Source organism: Telluria sp. AZSoR62 (assembly GCF_058111565.1).
In genome coordinates this window covers 235,507-254,292 of sequence record NZ_JBYTST010000003.1, presented here as the reverse complement: position 1 = coordinate 254,292, position 18,786 = coordinate 235,507, and the positions used below count along the sequence as shown (strand labels likewise).

Sequence of the window (18,786 nt, the reverse complement as noted above, 5' to 3'; positions counted from 1 at the left end):
CCTAACTTTTCCACGCGCATGCCCGGCTCAACCATCGACAATTCCCAGTTCCGCCGCATCCTGACCCGCAACGTCGCCTTGCCCCTGGCAATGAGCGTCGTGACGGCAATTGTCTTCGTCGGCATCATCGCCTACCTGATCAGTGTGCTGAACTGGGTCGAGCACTCCGAACGGGTGATCGGCAATGCCCAGGAGGTCAGCAAGCTCTCGGCCGAAATGGAGACCGGGCTGCGCGGCTATATGATCGCCGACGACGAAGCCTTCCTGTCGCCCTACATGCTGGCGCGGCGCCGCATGCAGGACGGCTTGCAGGACCTGGGGCGGCTGGTGGCGGACAATCCGGAGCAGAGCGACCGCGTGCGCCGCATCCAGTCGGTGCAGACCCAGTGGGAGCAGTTCGCCACCGAGATGATCGCCGTGCGCCGTGCGGACGGCGATTTCGTCGGGCCGGTGCGCGCCGGGCGCGGCAAGAGCCTTACCGACGACGTGCGCCGCACCTTCGAACAATTCCTCGATGTCGAGCGGCGCCTGCTGCAGGATCGTAACGAGCAGGCGCGCCGTGTGACGACCTGGTCTGTGGTGAGCTTCCTGCTGCTCAGCCTCCTGGTCGGCATCGGCCTGGCCCTGTTCGGGCGCCGCCAGCTCGTGTCCCTGTCGAATTCGTACCAGGAAACGCTCGAGCACGAAGCCGAGCACAATGCCCAGCTGCGCCACCAGGACTGGCTGCGCTCCGGCCAGACCGAGCTGGCTGCGCTGAGCACCGGCATCCATACGCTCGAGCCACTGGCCGATGCGGTGTTGCGCCAGGTGACCGGCTACCTCGATGGCGTGGTGGCAGCGATGTATTCGCACGGCGAGGACGGGGTGTTGCGCCGGATCGGCGCCTATGGCTTTGCCTTCGACGCGGCCGACGACGCGCAAGTGCTGATGCCGCGCGATTCGCTGGCCGGCCGCGCCGTGCTGGAAAACCGCATCGTGGTGCTGAAGGACCTGCCGCCCGGGTATATCAGGATCGCATCGAGCCTGGGCGAGGCGCCGCCGCGCGAACTCTTGATCGCGCCGGTCCACAACCACGGCAAGATCAAGGGCGTGATCGAAATCGGTTTCCTGCGCGAGGTGGCGGACCGCGACCGCGAATTCATGGCGCTGATCGCGCCTGCCGTCGGCGCCTCGATCGCGGCGGTGCTGTACCGCCTGCGCCTGCAGCATGCGCTGGAAGAGACCCAGACCCTGAACGAAGAACTGCAGGTGCAGCAGGAAGAGCTGCGCACCGCCAACGAGGAACTCGAAGAGCAGTCGCGCGCGCTGGAAGAATCGCAGTCGGCGCTGGAAGAATCGCAGTCGGCGCTGGAAAACCAGCAGTCGGAACTGCGCGCCACCAACGACCAGCTGGCCGAGCAGGCGCTCAACCTCGACATGAAGAACGCGGCCCTCACCGGCGCCCAGGAACAGCTGCGCGAGCGCGCGCTGGAGCTGGAACGCGCCAGCCGCTACAAATCCGAATTCCTCGCCAATATGTCGCACGAGCTGCGCACGCCGCTCAACAGTTCGCTGATCCTGGCCAAGCTCCTGTCCGACAACGTGCCCGGCAACCTGAACGAAGAGCAGGTGCGCTTCGCCCAGACCATCTACTCGGCCGGCAACGACCTGCTGCACCTGATCAACGACATCCTCGACATCTCGAAGGTCGAAGCCGGCAAGCTCGAACTGGTTCCCGAAGACGTGCCGCTGCGCCGCATGGTCGAGGGCATGTCCCGCAGCTTCGACCCGCTGGCGCGCCAGAAGGGGCTCGACTTTTCCGTGACGGTCGAGCCGAGCGTGCCGGCCACGATCGTCACCGACCGCCAGCGCGTCGAGCAGATCCTCAAGAACCTGATGTCGAACGCGGTCAAGTTCACCGATGCGGGCGCGGTCAGCATGAAGGTGTCGGTCACGCCCGAAGGCTGGGTGCAGTTCGCCGTGCGCGACTCGGGCATCGGCATCCCGCAGGAGCAGCAGGACAAGATCTTCGACGCCTTCCACCAGGCCGACGGCACCACCAGCCGCCGCTTCGGCGGCACCGGCCTCGGACTGTCGATCTCGCGCGACCTGACCAACCTGCTGGGCGGCAGCCTGACGGTGGCAAGCGTGCCGGGCGAGGGCAGCCTGTTCACCCTGAGCCTGCCGCGCAACGGCACCGTGCCGGCCAGCCCGCCGCCGGTGGTGCAGCCGGCCCAGGTCTTCCAGCCGGTCCAGCCGGTGGCCGTGCCTGCGGCCGCGCCGGCGCCCGATGCGGCGCCCGATACGGCGCCCGATACGGCGCCCGATGCGGCGCCGGCCGCCAGCTTCGCGGACGACCGCGACAAGCCGGCCGCGGGCACGCGTACCGTACTGGTGGTCGAGGACGACCCCGAGTTTGCCCGCATCCTGTTCGACCTGGCGCACGAACTCGACTACCGCTGCCTGGTGGCGCTCACCGCCGGCGAAGGCCTGGCGCTGGCCGGCGCCCAGAAGCCCGACGCCGTGCTGCTCGACGTGCGCCTGCCGGACGGCTCCGGCCTGTCGGTGCTGCAGCAACTGAAGGACAACCCCGCCACCCGCCACATCCCGGTGCACATCGTCTCGAGCATCGAGAACGGCGGCGAAGCCCTGCACCTGGGCGCGATCGGCTATGCCCTCAAACCCACCTCGCGCGAGCAGCTCGAAGACGTGTTCCGCAAGCTGCAGGAAAAATCGTCGCAGAAGATCAAGCGGGTGCTGCTGGTCGAGGACGACGAGCGCCAGCGCGACAGCGTGGTCAAGCTCATCGCCGACGCCGACGTGGAGATCAATGCGGTCGGCACCGGCAGCGAAGCCCTCGCGCTGCTGCAAAGCCAGGTCTACGACTGCATGATCATCGACCTGAAGCTGCCCGACATGCAGGGCAGGGAGCTGCTCGAGCGCATGTCGCAGGAAGAGCTGTGCTCCTTCCCGCCGGTGATCGTCTATACCGGCCGCAACCTGACGCGCGACGAAGAAGCCGAGCTGCTCAAGTATTCGCGCTCGATCATCATCAAGGGCGCGCGCTCGCCCGAGCGCCTGCTCGACGAAGTCACCCTGTTCCTGCACAAGGTGGAAAGCGAGCTGTCGTCCGAGCGCCAGAGCATGCTGAAAACCGTGCGCGGGCGCGACCGCGTGTTCGAAGGCCGCACCATCTTGCTGGTGGACGACGACGTGCGCAACGTGTTTGCGCTCACCAGCGCGCTCGAGTCGCGCGGCGCGAAAGTCGAAGTGGGCCGCAACGGCTTCGAAGCCATCGCCAAGCTCGACGAAGTGCCAAGCATCGACCTGGTGCTGATGGACGTGATGATGCCGGGGATGGACGGGCTGGAAGCGACGCGCCGCATCCGCGCCGACGGGCGCTTCGACCGCCTGCCGATCATCGCGATCACGGCCAAGGCGATGAAGGACGACCAGGAGCAGTGCCTGGCCGCCGGGGCCAACGATTACCTGGCCAAGCCGATCGACCTGAGCCGCCTGTATTCGCTGCTGCGGGTGTGGATGCCGGCACTGGAGCGGATTTGAGTATTCCCGACAACCTGCCGCCGGCGCCCCTGGTGCCGCCGGACGACTTCGACATCGAGCTCAAGATGCTGGTCGAGGCGGTCTACCTGAAGTACAACTATGACTTCCGGGACTATACCGGCGCCTCGCAGAAGCGCCGCATCCTGGTGGCGATGCGCGAGATGGATTGCGAGTCGGTGTCGAGCCTGCAGGCCAAGGTAATGCACCAGCCCGACGGCTTTGCCCAGCTGCTGCAATACCTGACCATTCCCGTGACCGAGATGTTCCGCGATCCGGAATACTGGGTCGCGATCCGCGAGCAGGTCGTGCCCTTCCTGAAGACCTACCCTTCGCTCAAGCTGTGGGTGGCCGGCTGCAGCACCGGCGAAGAAGTGTATTCGCTGGCGATTTTGCTGCAGGAAGAAGGCCTGCTCGAGCGCGCCATCATCTACGCCACCGACATCAATCCGGAATCGCTGGACGCGGCGCGGCGCGGAGTGTTCGCGCTCGAGCGCATGCGCCTGTACACCGAGAACTACCAGAAGGCCGGCGGCAAGGAAGCCTTTTCGGACTATTACACGGCGGCCTACGACGGAGCCCTGTTCAACCGCGCCCTGATCGAGAACGTGACCTTCGCCGACCACAGCCTGGCGACCGACAGCGTGTTCTCGGAAACCCATTTCGTCAGCTGCCGCAACGTGCTGATCTACTTCAACCGCCGCCTGCAGGACCGCGTGCTCGGGCTGTTCCACGAGTCGCTCTGCTATCGCGGCTTCCTGGGCCTGGGCAGCAAGGAAAGCATCGACTTCTCGGCCTACGCCGGCCGCTTCGACGTGCTGGCCAAGCGCGAGCGCCTGTTCCGCAAGGGGGCGCTGTGAGCATTCCCGCACAGGCGCGCGAAGCGCTGGCCGGCCGCCGCATCGAGCTGGTCGTCATCGGCGGCTCGGCCGGCGGGGTCGATGCGCTGGTCGGCCTGCTGCCGGCGCTGCCGGGGGGCTTCCGTTCGGCCGTGGTGTGCATCCTGCACGTGCCGGCCGACCGCGAAAGCCGGCTGGCCGAACTGTTCCACCTGCGTTCGGGCTTGCCGGCGCGCGAGGCGCGCGACAAGGAAACCGTCGCACCCGGCGTCATCTTCTTTGCCGGTTCGGGCTATCATCTGTCGGTGGAACGCGACCGGACCTTTTCCCTGAGCTGCGAACCCCCGGTGCAGTTCGCGCGCCCGGCGATCGACCTGTTGATGGAGTCCGCCGCCGACGCCTACGGCCCGGCGCTGGCCGGCATCCTGCTCACCGGCGCCAACCACGATGGCGCCGAGGGCATGCGCCGGATCCGCGAGCGCGGCGGGTTGACGGTGGTGCAGGAGCCAAGCGAGGCCCAGGCCAGCGCCATGCCGGTCGAGGCCATCCGGCGCTGTGCGCCGCATCTCGTGCTGCCCCTGTCCGGTATCCGGGCATTGCTTCCCCTGTTGGAGACCCCATGAGCGTCCATGACCCAAGCAAACTCCTGATCGTCGACGATTTGCCGGAAAACCTGCGCGCCCTCGACGCCCTGATCCGCGGCGAAGAGCGCCTCGTGTTCCAGGCGTCGTCGGGCGAGGCGGCGCTGGCGCTGATGCTCGAGCACGAGTTCGCGCTGGCCATCCTCGACGTGCAGATGCCGGACATGGACGGCTTCGAGCTGGCCGAGATGATGCGCTCCACCTCGCGCACCCGCGACATCCCGATCGTGTTCGTCTCGGCCGCCGGGCGCGAACTCAATTACGCCTTCAAGGGCTACGAGACCGGCGCGGTCGATTTTCTTTACAAGCCGCTCGACCCGGACGCCGTGCGCAGCAAGGTCAACGTGTTCGTCACGCTCGACCAGCAGCGCCGCGAGATGCGTCGCCAGATGGCCGCGCTCGAGCGCAGCCGCCAGGAGCAGGAAACCCTGCTGCGCGAACTGAACCAGACCCAGGAAGAGCTCCAGCGTTCGCTGCGCATGCGCGACGAATTCATGTCGCTGGTCGCGCACGAGCTGCGCACGCCGCTCAACACGCTGTTCCTGGAAACGCAGATGCGCAGCCTGCAGCTCAAGCGCGGCACCCTCGCCGCCGTCGGCCCCGAGCAGTTCGACGCGATGATCAAGCGCGACGAGCGCCAGATCAAGGCCATGATCCGCCTGATCGACGACATGCTCGACGTCTCGCGCATGCGCAGCGGCCAGCTCTCGATCCGCCCGGGCCAGGTCGAGCTCATGAATTTGCTCGAGCGGATCGTCAGCGATTTGTCGCTGCAGGCCGCGGCCACCGGCACCAGCCTGTCGCTGCGCGAGCACCATCCGGTCCAGGGCTGCTGGGACGAGTTCCGCATCGAGCAGGTGGTGGTGAATTTGCTGACCAATGCGATGCGCTACGGCGGCGGCGGGCCGGTCGAGGTCAGCGTGCAGTACAGCGAGGACACGGTGCGCATCGACGTGCGCGATGAGGGCAAGGGCATTTCTCCGGGCGACCTGGACCGCATCTTCGAGCCCTACGAACGGGGCGCGCGCAACGGCGAGCCGAAAGGGCTGGGCCTGGGACTGTACATCTCGCGCCAGCTGGCCATGTCGCATGGCGGGGAACTGCGCGTGACCAGCAAGCCGGGTGAAGGATCCACCTTTACCCTGGTGCTGCCTTGCTGCGAACAGACCGTGGCGGCCGCCACTGCCAGCGCCTAGACGGCCAGCTCTGGAGCAACCGGGACACCGGTTGCACGCCGCTGTCAATTCGTCCACACTGCACGACTTGTCGGTTCCCCGGCAATATGGTCTTAGTTTGACCTAGATCAAACTTGTTCGATAGTTAAAATCTATAACGCGTATCGAATCAATCAATTTCACAAAAGACGAGCAGAGCCGTACACTGGCGTCTATCAACTTTCAACCCTTAACAGGAGATTACATGTCCCTTATCAATACCCAGATCAAGCCATTCAAGGCAACCGCTTACGCCAATGGCAAGTTCATCGATCTGACCGAAGAAAACTTCAAGGGCACCTGGTCGGTTGTCATGTTCTACCCGGCCGACTTCACCTTCGTCTGCCCGACCGAACTGGAAGACCTGGCTGCATTCCAGCCTGAATTCGCAAAAATGGGCGTGAACGTGTACGGCGTGTCGACCGACAGCCACTTCGCACACAAGGCATGGCACGACACCTCGGACGCCATCAAGAAAGTCAACTACCCGCTGATCGGCGACCCGACGGGCACCCTGTCGCGCAATTTCGAAGTCATGATCGAAGAAGAAGGCATGGCGCTGCGCGGTACCTTCGTGATCAATCCTGAAGGCCAGATCAAGATCATGGAAGTGCACGACAACGGTATCGGCCGCGACGCATCGGAACTGATGCGCAAGGTCAAGGCTGCCCAGTACGTCGCATCGCACCCAGGCGAAGTCTGCCCGGCCAAGTGGACCGAAGGCGCTGAAACCCTGACCCCGTCGCTGGACCTGGTCGGCAAGATCTAAACCAGTAGTCGCGTAGTACCCTGCCGGGCCGCCGCGGCGGCCCGCTTGTTTTCCGACGTCCGATTCACTGCCATTCAAGGAACAACATCATGCTGGACGCAACCCTCAAGAAGCAATTGCAAGCCTATCTGGAAAAAGTGGTGCAGCCCATTGAGCTTGTTGCATCGCTGGATGATTCGCCGAAAGCGCGCGAAATGGATGAACTGCTCCGCGAAATCGCCGCGTTGAGCGACAAGATCACCGTGCGCCAGGACGGCAATGACGAGCGCAAGCCCTCGTTCGCCATCAACCGCGTCGGCACCGACATCGGCGTGCGCTTCGCCGGCATCCCGCTCGGCCACGAATTCTCGTCTCTGGTGCTGGCCCTGCTGCAGGTTGGCGGCCACCCGATCAAGCTCGACGCCGCCGTCGTCGAGCAGATCAAGAACCTGGAAGGCGACTACGTCTTCGAGACCTTCATCTCGCTGTCCTGCCACAACTGCCCGGAAGTCGTGCAGGCCCTGAACTCGATGGCGGTGATCAACCCGCGCATCAAGGTCGTCGCCATCGATGGCGGCGTGTTCAAGAGCGAAGTCGAAGCACGCCAGATCATGGCGGTGCCGATGATGTTCGTGAACGGCCAGCATTTCGGCCAGGGCCGCACCAGCGTGGAAGAAATCCTGGCCAAGATCGACACCAAGGCCGGCGCCCGCAAGGCGGAAGAACTGAACAAGAAAGACCCGTTCGACGTGCTGATCGTCGGCGGTGGGCCTGCCGGCGCGGCCGCGGCGATCTATGCCGCCCGCAAGGGCATCCGCACCGGCGTGCTGTCGGACCGCTTCGGCGGCCAGGTACTGGATACCCTCGCCATCGAGAATTTCGTGTCGATGAAGGAAACCGACGGTCCGAAGTTTGCCGTCGCCCTGGAAGAACACGTCAAGCACTACGAAGTCGACATCATGAATACCCAGCGCGCCAGCAAGCTGGTCGAGGGCAAGCTGATCGAGGTGCATACCGAGAGCGGCGCGGTGCTGCAGTCGAAGTCGGTGATCATCGCCACCGGCGCCCGCTGGCGCGAGATCAACGTGCCGGGCGAGAAGGAATACCGCAACAAGGGTGTCGCCTATTGCCCGCACTGCGACGGCCCGCTGTTCAAGGGCAAGCGCGTGGCGGTGATCGGCGGCGGCAACTCGGGCGTGGAAGCGGCGATCGACCTGGCCGGCATCGTCAAGAAAGTCACCCTGATCGAGTTCGGCGCGGAGCTGCGCGCCGATGCAGTCCTGCAGCGCAAGCTGTATTCGCTCAAGAACGTCACGGTGATCAAGTCGGCCCAGACGACCGAGGTCCATGGCGACGGCCAGATCGTCAACGGCCTGGCCTACAAGGACCGTAACAACGGCGAAACGCACCGCATCGACCTGGAGGGCGTGTTCGTGCAGATCGGCTTGATTCCGAACGCGGAGTGGCTCAAGGGCACGATGGACCTGTCGGCCCATGGCGAGATCGAAGTCGATGCACGCGGCATGACCTCGGTCCCGGGTGTGTTCGCGGCCGGCGACGTCACCACGGTGCCGTTCAAGCAGATCGTGATCGCGGTGGGCGAGGGTGCCAAGGCGTCGCTGGCTGCCTTCGACTACCTGATGCGACAGCCGGTGGAAGAAACGGTCCAGGAAGCCAAGGCAGCCTGAGAAAGCAGAACGGGCCGCAGGGCCCGTTCCTCCACAAACGAAAAACGCCAACCGCGTGGCCGCGGTCGGCGTTTTTTTGCTATGGTGCGTGCAGCGCCCGCCGCACGCGCCCGATCAGTGGAAAGCCACCATCATGGCGCCGCTCAGCGCTTCGGTTTCCAGCAGCAACCAGGTTGCTGCGCTGGCCAGCGCCAGGTGGACTGCGGTCCACGTCATGGGATTGTGGCGCGACATGATGTTCTCCTGATCGGTTGAATGTGTTGTTGATGGAGTCATCTTACGTCCCAAGCCCAGCGGTAACTATCGGTATAAACTCCGTGGACCTGTAGGAGTTTACGCTGTGACATTTTCACCACGCCTGTTAAGGGGCGCTCCTACGGTGGAGCTAGGCCCTGTCCTATAGTGTGCGCAGGGGGCGGGGACTACAGTCCTTAGCACCATGACAAGACTCGAACCCACCCTCCTGAACCGCGGACTGCTCGCCGCGCGCCGCACTTCCATCCAGCGCCTGCTCCGTTCGACCTTCGGGATCGAGCAATTGCGTGATGGCCAAAAAATGATTATCGATAGTGTCCTTGATGGAAAGGACACCCTGGCCATCATGCCGACGGGCGCCGGCAAGTCGCTGTGCTACCAGATTCCCGCCAAGATGCTCGAGGGGATGACCATCGTGGTCTCGCCCCTGATCTCGCTGATGAAGGACCAGCTCGAGAAGCTGGAAGAGCTCGGTATCCGCTCGGTGCAGGTCAACAGCACCCTGAATGCCGCCGACGAGGCCGCGGCGCTCGAGGCCATCGCCAACAATTCGTGCGAGATCGTGTTCTGCACACCGGAGCGGCTGGTCTCGCCCGAATTCATCGCCCTGCTCAACACCGTCAAGCTCGACATCGTCGTCATCGACGAGGCCCATTGCATTTCGCAATGGGGCCATGATTTCCGCACCGCCTACATCGGCCTGGGCAGCGCCATCGACGCACTCGGCAAGCCGCCGGTGCTGGCGTTGACCGCGACCGCCACCGACGAGGTCATCGCCGACATCGGCAAGCAGCTGGGCCGCAAGCTCAACGTCATCAACACCGGCATCTACCGGCCCAACCTGCACTACAACGTGGTGCAGGTGACCAACCGCCAGGACAAACTGACTCGGGCGCTGGAGCTGGTGCAGCAGTCCAGCGGCGTCGGCATTGTCTATGCCGCCACGGTCAAGGTGGCCGAGGAAATGCTGGCCGTGCTGGAAGAAGCCGGCGAGTCGGTCACGATCTACCACGGCAAGCTGACGGCGGCCGAGCGCAAGCAGAACCAGGACATGTTCATGAACGGCGAGCGGCGCGTCATGGTCGCCACCAATGCCTTCGGCATGGGCATCGACAAGAGCGATACCCGCTTCGTAATCCACCTGCAGATCCCGGCCAACCTCGAATCCTATTACCAGGAATCGGGCCGGGCAGGGCGTGACGGGCTCGACGCCCAGTGCACGCTGCTGTTCCTGCAGGACGACAAGCGCATCCAGCAATTCTTCCTGGTCAAGCACTACCCGTCCGCGGCCGAGCTGCAGACGGTGTACACGGTGGTGCAGGAACTGGCCGAAGAGGGCGCCGTCATCGCCGGGCGCCTGGAAGCGGCGCTGGAAGAAGCCGGCGAAGCCAAGCTCAAGGTATGCCTGAAGCTGCTCAAGGACGGCAAGCTGCTGCGCCAGAACCGCAAGCTCGAATTTCTACCGTCGAGCAAGGAACCGAAGCCCGGCATCTTCGAGGAGCTGGCCGGGGTCTATGTCCAGAAATCCGAACGGGACCGCGAGTCGCTCGAGCAAATGGTAGGCTATGCCGTAAGTGGCTTTTGCCGCTGGAAACTGCTGCTGGACTATTTTGGCGACGAGGTCGACGGCTTCGAGAAGTGCTGCAAATGCGATAACTGCCTCCACCCGCCGGCGCAATCGCTGACGGAAGGCATCGAGATCCGCGACGACGAGTTCGACCGCGAGCCGGCGCCCGAGCCGCTCAAGCCGCAGTACGAAGTGGGCGGGCGCGCAATGGCCGCGAAATATGGCGAAGGCACGGTCATTGCCGTGGCCGGCGACCAGGTGACGCTGGCCTTCGCGGACCAGGAAGAACCGCACACTTTCCTGGCCGAGTTCCTGCAGCCGTTGCAGGGTTCCCAAGCACAGCCGGCTTGAGCCGCGCCCCGGAGAGAAAGGACCGCATGGGAGACATGGTAGTCGTGCGCAAGGAAGGGCTGTATTGCGTGCCCGGCCAGTTCTATATCGACCCCTGGCGCCCGGTGGACCGGGCCGTGATCACGCACGCCCATGCCGACCATGCGCGGGTCGGCCATGGCCACTACCTGTCGACGTCCGCCGGCGTGAACGTGCTCAAGTCGCGCCTGGGCGGCGACATCCACATCGACGGCATCGAATACGGCGAGACGGTCACCCATAACGGCGTGGCCATCTCGCTGCACCCGGCCGGCCACGTGCTGGGATCGAGCCAGGTGCGCATGGAATGCGGCGGCGAAGTCTGGGTCGCCTCGGGCGACTACAAGGTCGAACCCGACAAGACCTGCGCGCCCTTCGAGCCGGTGGTGTGCGACACCTTCATTACCGAATCCACCTTCGGGCTGCCGATCTACCGCTGGGAGCCCGAGCAGCAGACCATCGACGAGATCAACGCCTGGTGGCGCAAGAACGCCGACGACGGGCGCTGCAGCGTGGTCTTTGCCTATGCCTTCGGCAAGGCCCAGCGCATCCTCTCGCGCCTGGACGCCTCCATCGGCCCGATCGTCTGCCATGGCGCAGTCGAGCCGCTCAACCGCGTCTACCGGGCCGGCGGGGTCGAGCTGCCCGAGACCGTGATGGTCAGCGACATCGACAAGGCGGCGCTGCGGCGCGCCATCGTGATCGCGCCGCCCTCGGCCGGCGGCTCGCCCTGGATGAAGCGCTTCGGCGACTACAGCGACTCGTTTGCCAGCGGCTGGATGCTGCTGCGCGGCGCGCGCCGCCGCCGCGGCGTGGACCGCGGCTTCGTGCTGTCCGACCACGCCGACTGGCCCGGCCTGATGAGCGCCATCAAGGCGACCGAGGCCGAACGCGTGATCGTCACCCACGGCTCGATTCCCACCATGGTGCGCTGGCTGTGCCAGAACGGGTTGGACGCCAAGGGCTTCGATACCGAATACGGGGACGAGGAGGAAGACGAGTCGGCGCCGCCGGGCGTTGGAACCGCGCCCACAGCAAAGGCGGAAGGGGAGCTTGAAGCGCCGGCGGGAGAGCCCGATGCGTGAATTCGCCCGCCTCTACGCCGAACTGGACGAAACCACCTCCACCACCCGCAAGCTCGACGCCCTGCAGCAGTATTTTTCCAACGCCGCGCCGGAAAACGCCGCCTGGGCCGTCTACTTCCTGGCCGGCGGCAAGCCGCGTCAGGCGGTGCCGACCAAGCTGCTGCGCCAGTACGCGATCGAATACGCGGGGCTGGACGACTGGCTGTTCGACGAGTCCTACCATGCGGTCGGCGACATGGCCGAAACCATCGCCCACATCCTGCCGCCGCCGAGCCGCCGCAGCGACGTCGGCCTGGCGCAGTGGATGGAAGAACGCATCGGCCCCTTGCGCGGCGCCGACCCCGGGACCATCCGCGAAGCGCTGTTCGCATCCTGGGATGAACTGGACTGGCGCGAGCGCTTCCTGTTCGTGAAGCTGATCGGCGGCGGTTTCCGGGTCGGCGTCTCGCGCCTCCTGGTCACGCGCGCGCTGGCGGCCATTGCCGCGGTGGACAGCAAGCTCATTGCCCAGCGCCTGATGGGCTGGACCGACAATTCGGTGCGGCCCACGGCCACCAGCTTCCTGCAGCTCATCGCCGAACAATCGGACGAAGAACACAAGCTGCGCGGCGGCCAGCCCTATCCCTTCTTCCTGGCGCACCAGCTTCAAGGCGACCCCGCAGCCTTGGGCGAAGTCGACGACTGGCAGGTCGAGTGGAAGTACGACGGCATCCGCGCCCAGCTGGTGCGGCGCGGCGGCCAGAACTACCTCTGGTCGCGCGGCGAAGACCTGATTACCGAGCGCTTCCCGGAACTGGCCGCCGTGCGTATCCCGGAAGGCACGGTGCTGGACGGCGAAGTGCTGATCTGGCAGCCCGGCTGCGACGCACCGGCGCCGTTCGCCGACCTGCAAAAGCGCATCGGCCGCAAGACGCTCAGCGCCAAGCTGCTGGGCGAACTGCCGGCAGTACTGTGCTGCTACGATCTGCTGGAATTCGGCGGCGTCGACCTGCGCGCGCTGCCCCAGCACGAGCGGCGCGCCCTGATGGAAACCGAGGTGGCCGCGGCCGAGTCGCCGCAGCTGCGCCCCTCGCCCGTCATCAAGGCCGACAGCTGGACCGAACTGGCGAGCCTGCGCGAGGAATCGCGCCAGCGCGGCGTCGAGGGCATGATGGTCAAGGCGCGCAGCGCGCAATACGGCGTGGGCCGCACCAAGGATGTCGGCACCTGGTGGAAGTGGAAGGTCGACCCCTACACCGTCGATGCGGTGCTGATCTACGCCCAGGCCGGCAGCGGGCGCCGCGCTTCGCTGTACACCGACTACACCTTCGCCGTGTGGGACGGCGAGGGCGAGGAGCGCAAGCTGGTGCCGTTTGCGAAAGCCTATTCCGGCCTGACCGATGCCGAGATCGCCCAGGTCGACAATGCCGTGCGCAAGACCACGATCGAGAAATTCGGGCCGGTGCGCTCGGTCAAACCCACGATGGTGTTCGAGCTCGGCTTCGAGGGCATCGCGCTCTCGACCCGCCACAAGGCCGGGGTCGCGGTGCGCTTCCCGCGCATCCTGCGCCGGCGCCAGGACAAGCCGGTCGACGAAGCCGATACCCTCGACACCCTGAAAGGCCTGCTGGCCGCAGCCAGTGCATGAGTAAAGCCAATCCTGTTACCGAACGCGTCGACGCCTGGTTCGCCGACAAAGGCTGGAAGGTCTTCCCCTTCCAGCGCAACGTCTGGAAGGCCGCGCTCAAGGGCGAATCGGGCTTGCTGCATGCGAATACGGGCGCGGGCAAGACCTTCGCCGTCTGGTTCGCGGCCCTGCAGCGCGCGGGCCTCAAGAGCGGGCGTCATACGGCCGGCCTGCGCGTGCTGTGGATCACCCCGATGCGCGCGCTGGCCGCCGACACCATGCGCGCGCTCGAAGAAACCGCGAGCCAGCTCATGCCCGAATGGGCCGTGGGCGCCCGCACCGGCGACACCGGTTCGGCCGAGCGTGCGCGCCAGACGCGCAAGATGCCGGCGACCCTGGTGACCACGCCCGAAAGCCTGTCCCTGATGCTCAGCCACGCAGCTGCCAGCGAGCAGTTCAAGCACCTCGACATGATCGTCATCGACGAATGGCACGAACTGATGGGCAGCAAGCGCGGCGTACAGGTGCAGCTGGCGCTGGCGCGGCTGCGCCACTGGCGCCCCGAATTGCTGGTCTGGGGCGTGTCGGCCACCATGGGCAACCTCGACCTGGCGCGCCAGGTGCTGCTGGGGGGCGACACCGGGGTGCTGGTCGAGGGCGACATGCGCAAGCAGATCCAGGTCGATTGCCTGATCCCCGAGAACGTGGCGCGCTTCCCCTGGGGCGGGCACATGGGCCTGCAGATGCTGCAGCCGGTGATCAAGGAGATCGAGCATTACAACGCGACCCTGGTGTTCACCAATACCCGCGCCCAGTCCGAGATCTGGTACCAGAACATCCTGGAGGCGCGGCCCGACTGGGCCGGCGTGATCGCGCTGCATCACGGCTCGCTCGACCGCGAGGTGCGCGAATGGGTGGAGCAGGGACTGAAAAAAGGCGAGTTGAAGGCCGTGATCTGCACCGCGAGCCTGGACCTCGGCGTGGACTTCTTGCCGGTCGAGCGTGTACTGCAGATCGGCAGCGCCAAGGGCATCGCGCGCCTGCTGCAGCGGGCCGGACGCAGCGGCCACGCGCCGGGGCGCATCTCGCGCGTGACCCTGGTGCCGACCAATAGCCTCGAATTGCTGGAAGCGGCCGGCGCGAAAAAAGCGGTGGCGGCGCGCCGCATCGAGGGCCGCTACGTGCCGAACAAGCCCTTCGACGTGCTGGTGCAGCACCTGGTGACGGTGGCGCTGGGCGGCGGCTTCGTGTCCAAGGACTTGTACGAAGAAGTAAGGCAGGCCTGGTCCTACCGCCACCTGGACGAGGAAGAGTGGCAGTGGGCGCTGGACTTCGTTGCGCGCGGCGGCCAGAGCCTGACGGTGTATCCGGAATACCGCCGCGTGCTGCCCGACGAGGAGGGCGTCTACCGGGTGCCGGACAGCGCCATCGGCCGGCGCCACCGCATGGGCATCGGCACCATCGTGTCGGACGCCTCGATCTCGGTGAAATACATGAGCGGGGGCCGCATCGGCAGCGTCGAGGAATCGTTCATCTCCCGCATGAAGCAGGGCGACCACTTCCTGTTCGGCGGGCGCATCCTCGAATTCATCCGGGTGCACGAGATGACGGCGTTTGTGAAACGCGCCACCGGCAGCCGCGGCGCGATCGCGCGCTGGGGCGGGGCCAAGATGCCGATGTCGTCGGAGCTGGCGGCTGCCGCATTGGAAGAACTGCGCCTGGCCTCCCAGGGCATCTACGACAGCCCGGAGATGGAAGCGATCCGCCCGCTGATCGAGATCCAGTGCCGCTGGTCGGCGCTGCCCTCGAGCGAGACCCTGGTGCTCGAGCACATGAAGAGCCGCGAAGGCTACCACCTGTTCGTCTACCCGTTCGCGGGACGCTCGGTGCACATGGGCCTGGCCTCGCTGTTCGCGTATCGGGTGGGGCGCATGCAGCCCTCGACCTTCTCGATCGCGATCAACGACTACGGCTTCGAGCTCATGAGCCCGGAGCCGGTCGACTGGCCGGGCATCTTCGAGTCCGGAGTGGGCGCGGAGGTGGACCTGTTTTCCACCGACTGCCTGCTCGAGGACGTGCTGGGCAGCCTGAACGCGACCCAGTTGTCGCAACAGCGCTTCCGCGAGGTGGCGCGCATCGCCGGCCTGATCTTCCAGGGCTATCCGGGCCAGCCGAAGTCGAACCGCCAGCTGCAGGCCTCGTCCTCGCTGTTCTTCGAGGTCTTCCGCAAGCACGACTCCGGCAACCTGCTGCTCACGCAAGCCCAGCGCGAAGTGCTGGAGCAGGAGCTGGAACTGACCCGGCTGCGCGAGACACTCGGCGAGCTGCATGGGCGGCGCGTGGCCTACCGCGAAGTCAAGCGCGCCACGCCCTTCGGCTTTGCGCTGATGGTCGAGCGCTTCCGCGAAAAGGTCAGCACCGAAAAGCTCAACGACCGTGTCGCGCGCATGGTGCGCGAACTGGAAAAAGCGGCGGCCGTATGAGCACCACGACAGGAACGACCAGCCTGAGGGTGGACATCGCCGGCGAGAGCATGCTGCTGCTGCCCGAGAAAGCCCTGTACTGGCCGGCCGAGAAGATGCTGGTCATCGCCGACATCCACTTCGGCAAGGCGGCGGCCTTCCGCGCGCTCGGGGTGCCGGTGCCGCGCGGGACCACCACCGAGAACCTGGCGGGGCTGGACGCGCTGATCGACGCGCATGGCGCGCGCCAGGTCGCCTTCCTCGGGGACTTCCTGCATGCGCGCGCCGCCCATGCCAGCGCCACCCAGCAGGCGATGCTGGCCTGGCGCGAGCGCCGGCGCGAGCTCGACCTGATCCTCGTGCGCGGCAACCACGACCGCCACGCGGGGGATCCGGCCAAGGCGCTCGGTATCGCGCTGGTGGACGAGCCGCATGCGCTCGGGCCCTTCGCGTTTTGCCACCACCCCGACCTCGACACGCCGGGCTATGCCCTGGCCGGCCACATCCATCCGGTCTATGTGCTGGCCACCCGTTTCGACGCGCTGCGCCTGCCGTGCTTCGTGGTCGGGCGCGAGCGCATGATCCTGCCTTCCTTCGGTTCCTTCACCGGCGGGCATGCGATCCGCCGCGAAGACGGGGACACCATCTATGTCACCTCCGGGGACGCCGTCCACTGCGTTCGTTAGCGAACGGACTCCTGCTGGGCCAGGGCGTACCTTGCACGTATTGACGTAGAAGCTCGTGCCTGCATTCAAAACGGAGGAAATATCATGCAATGTCGTAAACTGTTACAAGCCGTCTTCGCCACCCTCGTGGCATTCGGCCCCGTCGCCCTGGGCGGCGCCGCCGTCCAGGCCCAGCAATACCAAAACCGCGATGTTCGCGACAGCCGTGCCTATGGCCCGGTCATCAACGGCTTCAACGTCGAGGAAGTGCGCCGCCTGACGCCGGGCGTCGAGCTGCATTTCGACATGTACGGCAGCCCGGGCGGCAACGCCACCCTGCGCATCGACGGCGCCACCCGCAACCTGAACCTGACCGAAGTCGAGCCAGGCCAGTACACCGGCACCTATACCATCGGCACCCGCGACCGCATCACGGCCAGCAGCGGCGTCACCGCCAACCTGCGCCTGGGTAACCAGGTCGCCACCAGCCTGCTGAGCGAATCGGTGATGTCCGCCAACGCCCCGCGCGCCGACCGCCGCGGCCAGATCGCCTCGAACCTGGTAATCCAGCGCTTCGACGTGCAGGGCGCGCCGGATCTCGGCCCGGGCAACGAACTGCGCTTCATGGTCGTCGGCACGCCCGGCGCCCGCGTCGAAGTGGCGATCGCCGGCACCCGCGGCGTGTTCTTCCTGCCGGAAGTGCGTCCGGGCGAATACGAAGCCATCTACACGGTGCGCAACCGTGACGCCGTCACCCCGAACAGCCGCGTGACCGCCACCATTCGCGCCAACGGCCGCTACACCACTTCGGTGCTGGCCCGTCCGCTGCTGATGGAAACCCGCGGCGAGCAGGCGCGCGTGGCGCGTTACTGCACCAACTGCGCCACCGTGGAAGCGGTCAACGTGATCGAAGTGTCGGGTAACGGCAACTACCTGGGCACCGTCGGCGGCGCCGTGGTCGGCGGCCTGCTGGGCAACCAGGTCGGCAGCGGCAGCGGCCGCACGGCAGCCTCGGTGGCCGGCGCAGTGGCCGGCGGCCTGGCCGGACGCAACATCCAGCGCAACATGAACAAGGCCCAGCGCTTCGAGGTCGTGGTGCGCTATGCCAACGGCGGCACCCAGACCCTGCAGTACGAGAACGATCCGGGCTTCCGCCAGGGCGACCGCGTGCGCGTGAACGATAACGTGCTGGTGCGTGACCAGTAAATAGTCAAGCGGGGCGCTCGGCCGCCCAATGACGAAGGCCGGCTTCCTTGCGGGAGCCGGCCTTTTTATATGGATGGGAACTTCAGGCCGTGGCCAGCACCTGGCTGTCGCCGGCCTGGTCGAGCTCGGCCTTCTTGGCCGCGCCCTTGGTGCGCGAGCGCGAGGGCGGCAGGCGGCGCAGGGTCTTGAGCGCTTCGGCATCCTTGATGCCGATGGTGCGCTGGTCGACGGTGATCAGGCCGATTTCGTTGAAGGCCGACAGCGTGCGGCTGACGGTTTCCAGCGTGAGGCCCAGGTAGCTGCCGATCTCGTGGCGGGTCATGCGCAGGTTGAACAGCTTGCTGGAATAACCCATTGCGGCGAAGCGGTCGGCCAGCGAGACCAGGAAGCGGGCCACCCGGGCTTCGGCCGACAGGGCGCCGAGCATGCCGATCATGGTTTGCTCGCGCACCAGTTCGCGGCTCATGACGCCGTACATCATGTTTTCGAGTTCGGCGTGCACGCGGCCCAGGGCCGTGAGTTTCTTGAACGGCAGCAGGATCAGGTCGCAGTCCGACAGCGCGACGGCTTCGGACGCGTAGTGGCGGGTATGGATGCCGTCGACGCCGAGCATGTCGCCCTTCATCGGGAAGCTCAGCACCTGCTCGTTGCCGAATTCGTCGATCAGCACGGTCTTGAGGAAGCCCGAGTTGACGATGTAGAGGGTGTCGAAGGCCTGGCCGATGGTGTGGACGCGCTGGCCGGTCTTGAATTGCACGTGCTGGAACAGCAGTTCTTCGGAGGTGACCGACACGCTGGCGGGAATGCGCAGCAGGTCGCAGACTTCCTTGAGGTTGGACCAGAGACGTCCCTGGCGCTGGCGGCCAGCTTCCATGGGCGAGTGCAGGGTAGGCGTATTGAC

13 protein-coding genes are annotated in these 18,786 nt (G+C 65.9%); 12 read left to right on the top strand and 1 reads right to left on the bottom strand.

Annotated features, from left to right (window positions below; all coding sequences use genetic code 11):
- Positions 1–18: 18 nt before the first annotated feature.
- The 12 genes from AC3XQU_RS07035 (at position 19) to AC3XQU_RS06980 (ending at position 17,885) form a co-directional block, all read left to right on the top strand.
- The gene (locus tag AC3XQU_RS07035) at positions 19–3,543 is read left to right on the top strand and encodes a response regulator (RefSeq protein ID WP_489873427.1); all 3,525 of its coding nucleotides are present in this window, start codon (positions 19–21) and stop codon (positions 3,541–3,543) included.
- Positions 3,544–3,608: 65 nt separating this feature from the next.
- A complete protein-coding gene (locus tag AC3XQU_RS07030) occupies positions 3,609–4,400 on the top strand; it encodes a CheR family methyltransferase (protein ID WP_489873595.1) in 792 nt (263 codons plus the stop codon).
- Complete coding sequence (locus AC3XQU_RS07025) at positions 4,397–5,002, top strand: chemotaxis protein CheB (protein ID WP_489873426.1); 606 nt, start codon at positions 4,397–4,399, stop codon at positions 5,000–5,002. Before AC3XQU_RS07030 ends, AC3XQU_RS07025 begins: the two co-directional genes overlap by 4 nt.
- Positions 4,999–6,216 (top strand): hybrid sensor histidine kinase/response regulator, encoded by a 1,218-nt coding sequence (locus tag AC3XQU_RS07020; RefSeq protein ID WP_489873425.1) that lies wholly within the window; start codon positions 4,999–5,001, stop codon positions 6,214–6,216. The genes AC3XQU_RS07025 and AC3XQU_RS07020 overlap by 4 nt, the downstream gene beginning before the upstream one ends.
- Before the next feature lie 223 nt (positions 6,217–6,439).
- Positions 6,440–7,003: an alkyl hydroperoxide reductase subunit C gene (ahpC, locus tag AC3XQU_RS07015; RefSeq protein ID WP_489873424.1), complete on the top strand. Its 564-nt coding sequence runs from the start codon at positions 6,440–6,442 to the stop codon at positions 7,001–7,003.
- Between the two features lie 89 nt (positions 7,004–7,092).
- A complete protein-coding gene (ahpF, locus tag AC3XQU_RS07010) occupies positions 7,093–8,670 on the top strand; it encodes an alkyl hydroperoxide reductase subunit F (protein ID WP_489873423.1) in 1,578 nt (525 codons plus the stop codon).
- Positions 8,671–9,109: 439 nt separating this feature from the next.
- The gene (locus AC3XQU_RS07005; RefSeq protein WP_489873422.1) at positions 9,110–10,843 is read left to right on the top strand and encodes a RecQ family ATP-dependent DNA helicase; all 1,734 of its coding nucleotides are present in this window, start codon (positions 9,110–9,112) and stop codon (positions 10,841–10,843) included.
- A 26-nt stretch (positions 10,844–10,869) separates the two neighbouring features.
- Positions 10,870–11,946, top strand: coding sequence for a ligase-associated DNA damage response exonuclease (locus AC3XQU_RS07000; RefSeq protein WP_489873421.1), 1,077 nt, complete (start codon positions 10,870–10,872; stop codon positions 11,944–11,946).
- Positions 11,939–13,573 carry an ATP-dependent DNA ligase gene (locus AC3XQU_RS06995; RefSeq protein WP_489873420.1) on the top strand — a complete coding sequence of 545 codons (1,635 nt, stop codon included), beginning with the start codon at positions 11,939–11,941 and terminating at the stop codon, positions 13,571–13,573. Before AC3XQU_RS07000 ends, AC3XQU_RS06995 begins: the two co-directional genes overlap by 8 nt.
- Positions 13,570–16,035, top strand: coding sequence for a ligase-associated DNA damage response DEXH box helicase (locus AC3XQU_RS06990; RefSeq protein ID WP_489873419.1), 2,466 nt, complete (start codon positions 13,570–13,572; stop codon positions 16,033–16,035). Before AC3XQU_RS06995 ends, AC3XQU_RS06990 begins: the two co-directional genes overlap by 4 nt.
- Positions 16,032–16,700 (top strand): ligase-associated DNA damage response endonuclease PdeM, encoded by a 669-nt coding sequence (gene pdeM, locus AC3XQU_RS06985; RefSeq protein WP_489873418.1) that lies wholly within the window; start codon positions 16,032–16,034, stop codon positions 16,698–16,700. The genes AC3XQU_RS06990 and pdeM overlap by 4 nt, the downstream gene beginning before the upstream one ends.
- Before the next feature lie 84 nt (positions 16,701–16,784).
- Positions 16,785–17,885 carry a glycine zipper 2TM domain-containing protein gene (locus AC3XQU_RS06980; RefSeq protein WP_489873417.1) on the top strand — a complete coding sequence of 367 codons (1,101 nt, stop codon included), beginning with the start codon at positions 16,785–16,787 and terminating at the stop codon, positions 17,883–17,885.
- Between the two features lie 82 nt (positions 17,886–17,967).
- Here the strand turns inward: AC3XQU_RS06980 and AC3XQU_RS06975 are convergent, their stop codons facing one another.
- Positions 17,968–18,759 carry a Crp/Fnr family transcriptional regulator gene (locus tag AC3XQU_RS06975; RefSeq protein WP_489873594.1) on the bottom strand — a complete coding sequence of 264 codons (792 nt, stop codon included), beginning with the start codon at positions 18,757–18,759 and terminating at the stop codon, positions 17,968–17,970.
- Between the last annotated feature and the right edge of the window lie 27 nt (positions 18,760–18,786).

Excerpts from the sequence above, each read along its gene's own strand:
- AC3XQU_RS07035 (WP_489873427.1), top strand. The coding sequence starts at position 19 with ATGCCCGGCTCAACCATCGACAATTCCCAGTTCCGCCGCATCCTGACC.
- AC3XQU_RS07030 (WP_489873595.1), top strand. The coding sequence starts at position 3,609 with ATGCTGGTCGAGGCGGTCTACCTGAAGTACAACTATGACTTCCGGGAC.
- AC3XQU_RS07020 (WP_489873425.1), top strand. The coding sequence starts at position 4,999 with ATGAGCGTCCATGACCCAAGCAAACTCCTGATCGTCGACGATTTGCCG.
- ahpC (WP_489873424.1), top strand. The coding sequence starts at position 6,440 with ATGTCCCTTATCAATACCCAGATCAAGCCATTCAAGGCAACCGCTTAC.
- ahpF (WP_489873423.1), top strand. The coding sequence starts at position 7,093 with ATGCTGGACGCAACCCTCAAGAAGCAATTGCAAGCCTATCTGGAAAAA.
- AC3XQU_RS07005 (WP_489873422.1), top strand. The coding sequence starts at position 9,110 with ATGACAAGACTCGAACCCACCCTCCTGAACCGCGGACTGCTCGCCGCG.
- AC3XQU_RS07000 (WP_489873421.1), top strand. The coding sequence starts at position 10,870 with ATGGGAGACATGGTAGTCGTGCGCAAGGAAGGGCTGTATTGCGTGCCC.
- AC3XQU_RS06995 (WP_489873420.1), top strand. The coding sequence starts at position 11,939 with ATGCGTGAATTCGCCCGCCTCTACGCCGAACTGGACGAAACCACCTCC.
- AC3XQU_RS06990 (WP_489873419.1), top strand. The coding sequence starts at position 13,570 with ATGAGTAAAGCCAATCCTGTTACCGAACGCGTCGACGCCTGGTTCGCC.
- pdeM (WP_489873418.1), top strand. The coding sequence starts at position 16,032 with ATGAGCACCACGACAGGAACGACCAGCCTGAGGGTGGACATCGCCGGC.
- AC3XQU_RS06980 (WP_489873417.1), top strand. The coding sequence starts at position 16,785 with ATGCAATGTCGTAAACTGTTACAAGCCGTCTTCGCCACCCTCGTGGCA.
- AC3XQU_RS06975 (WP_489873594.1), bottom strand. The coding sequence starts at position 18,759 with ATGGAAGCTGGCCGCCAGCGCCAGGGACGTCTCTGGTCCAACCTCAAG.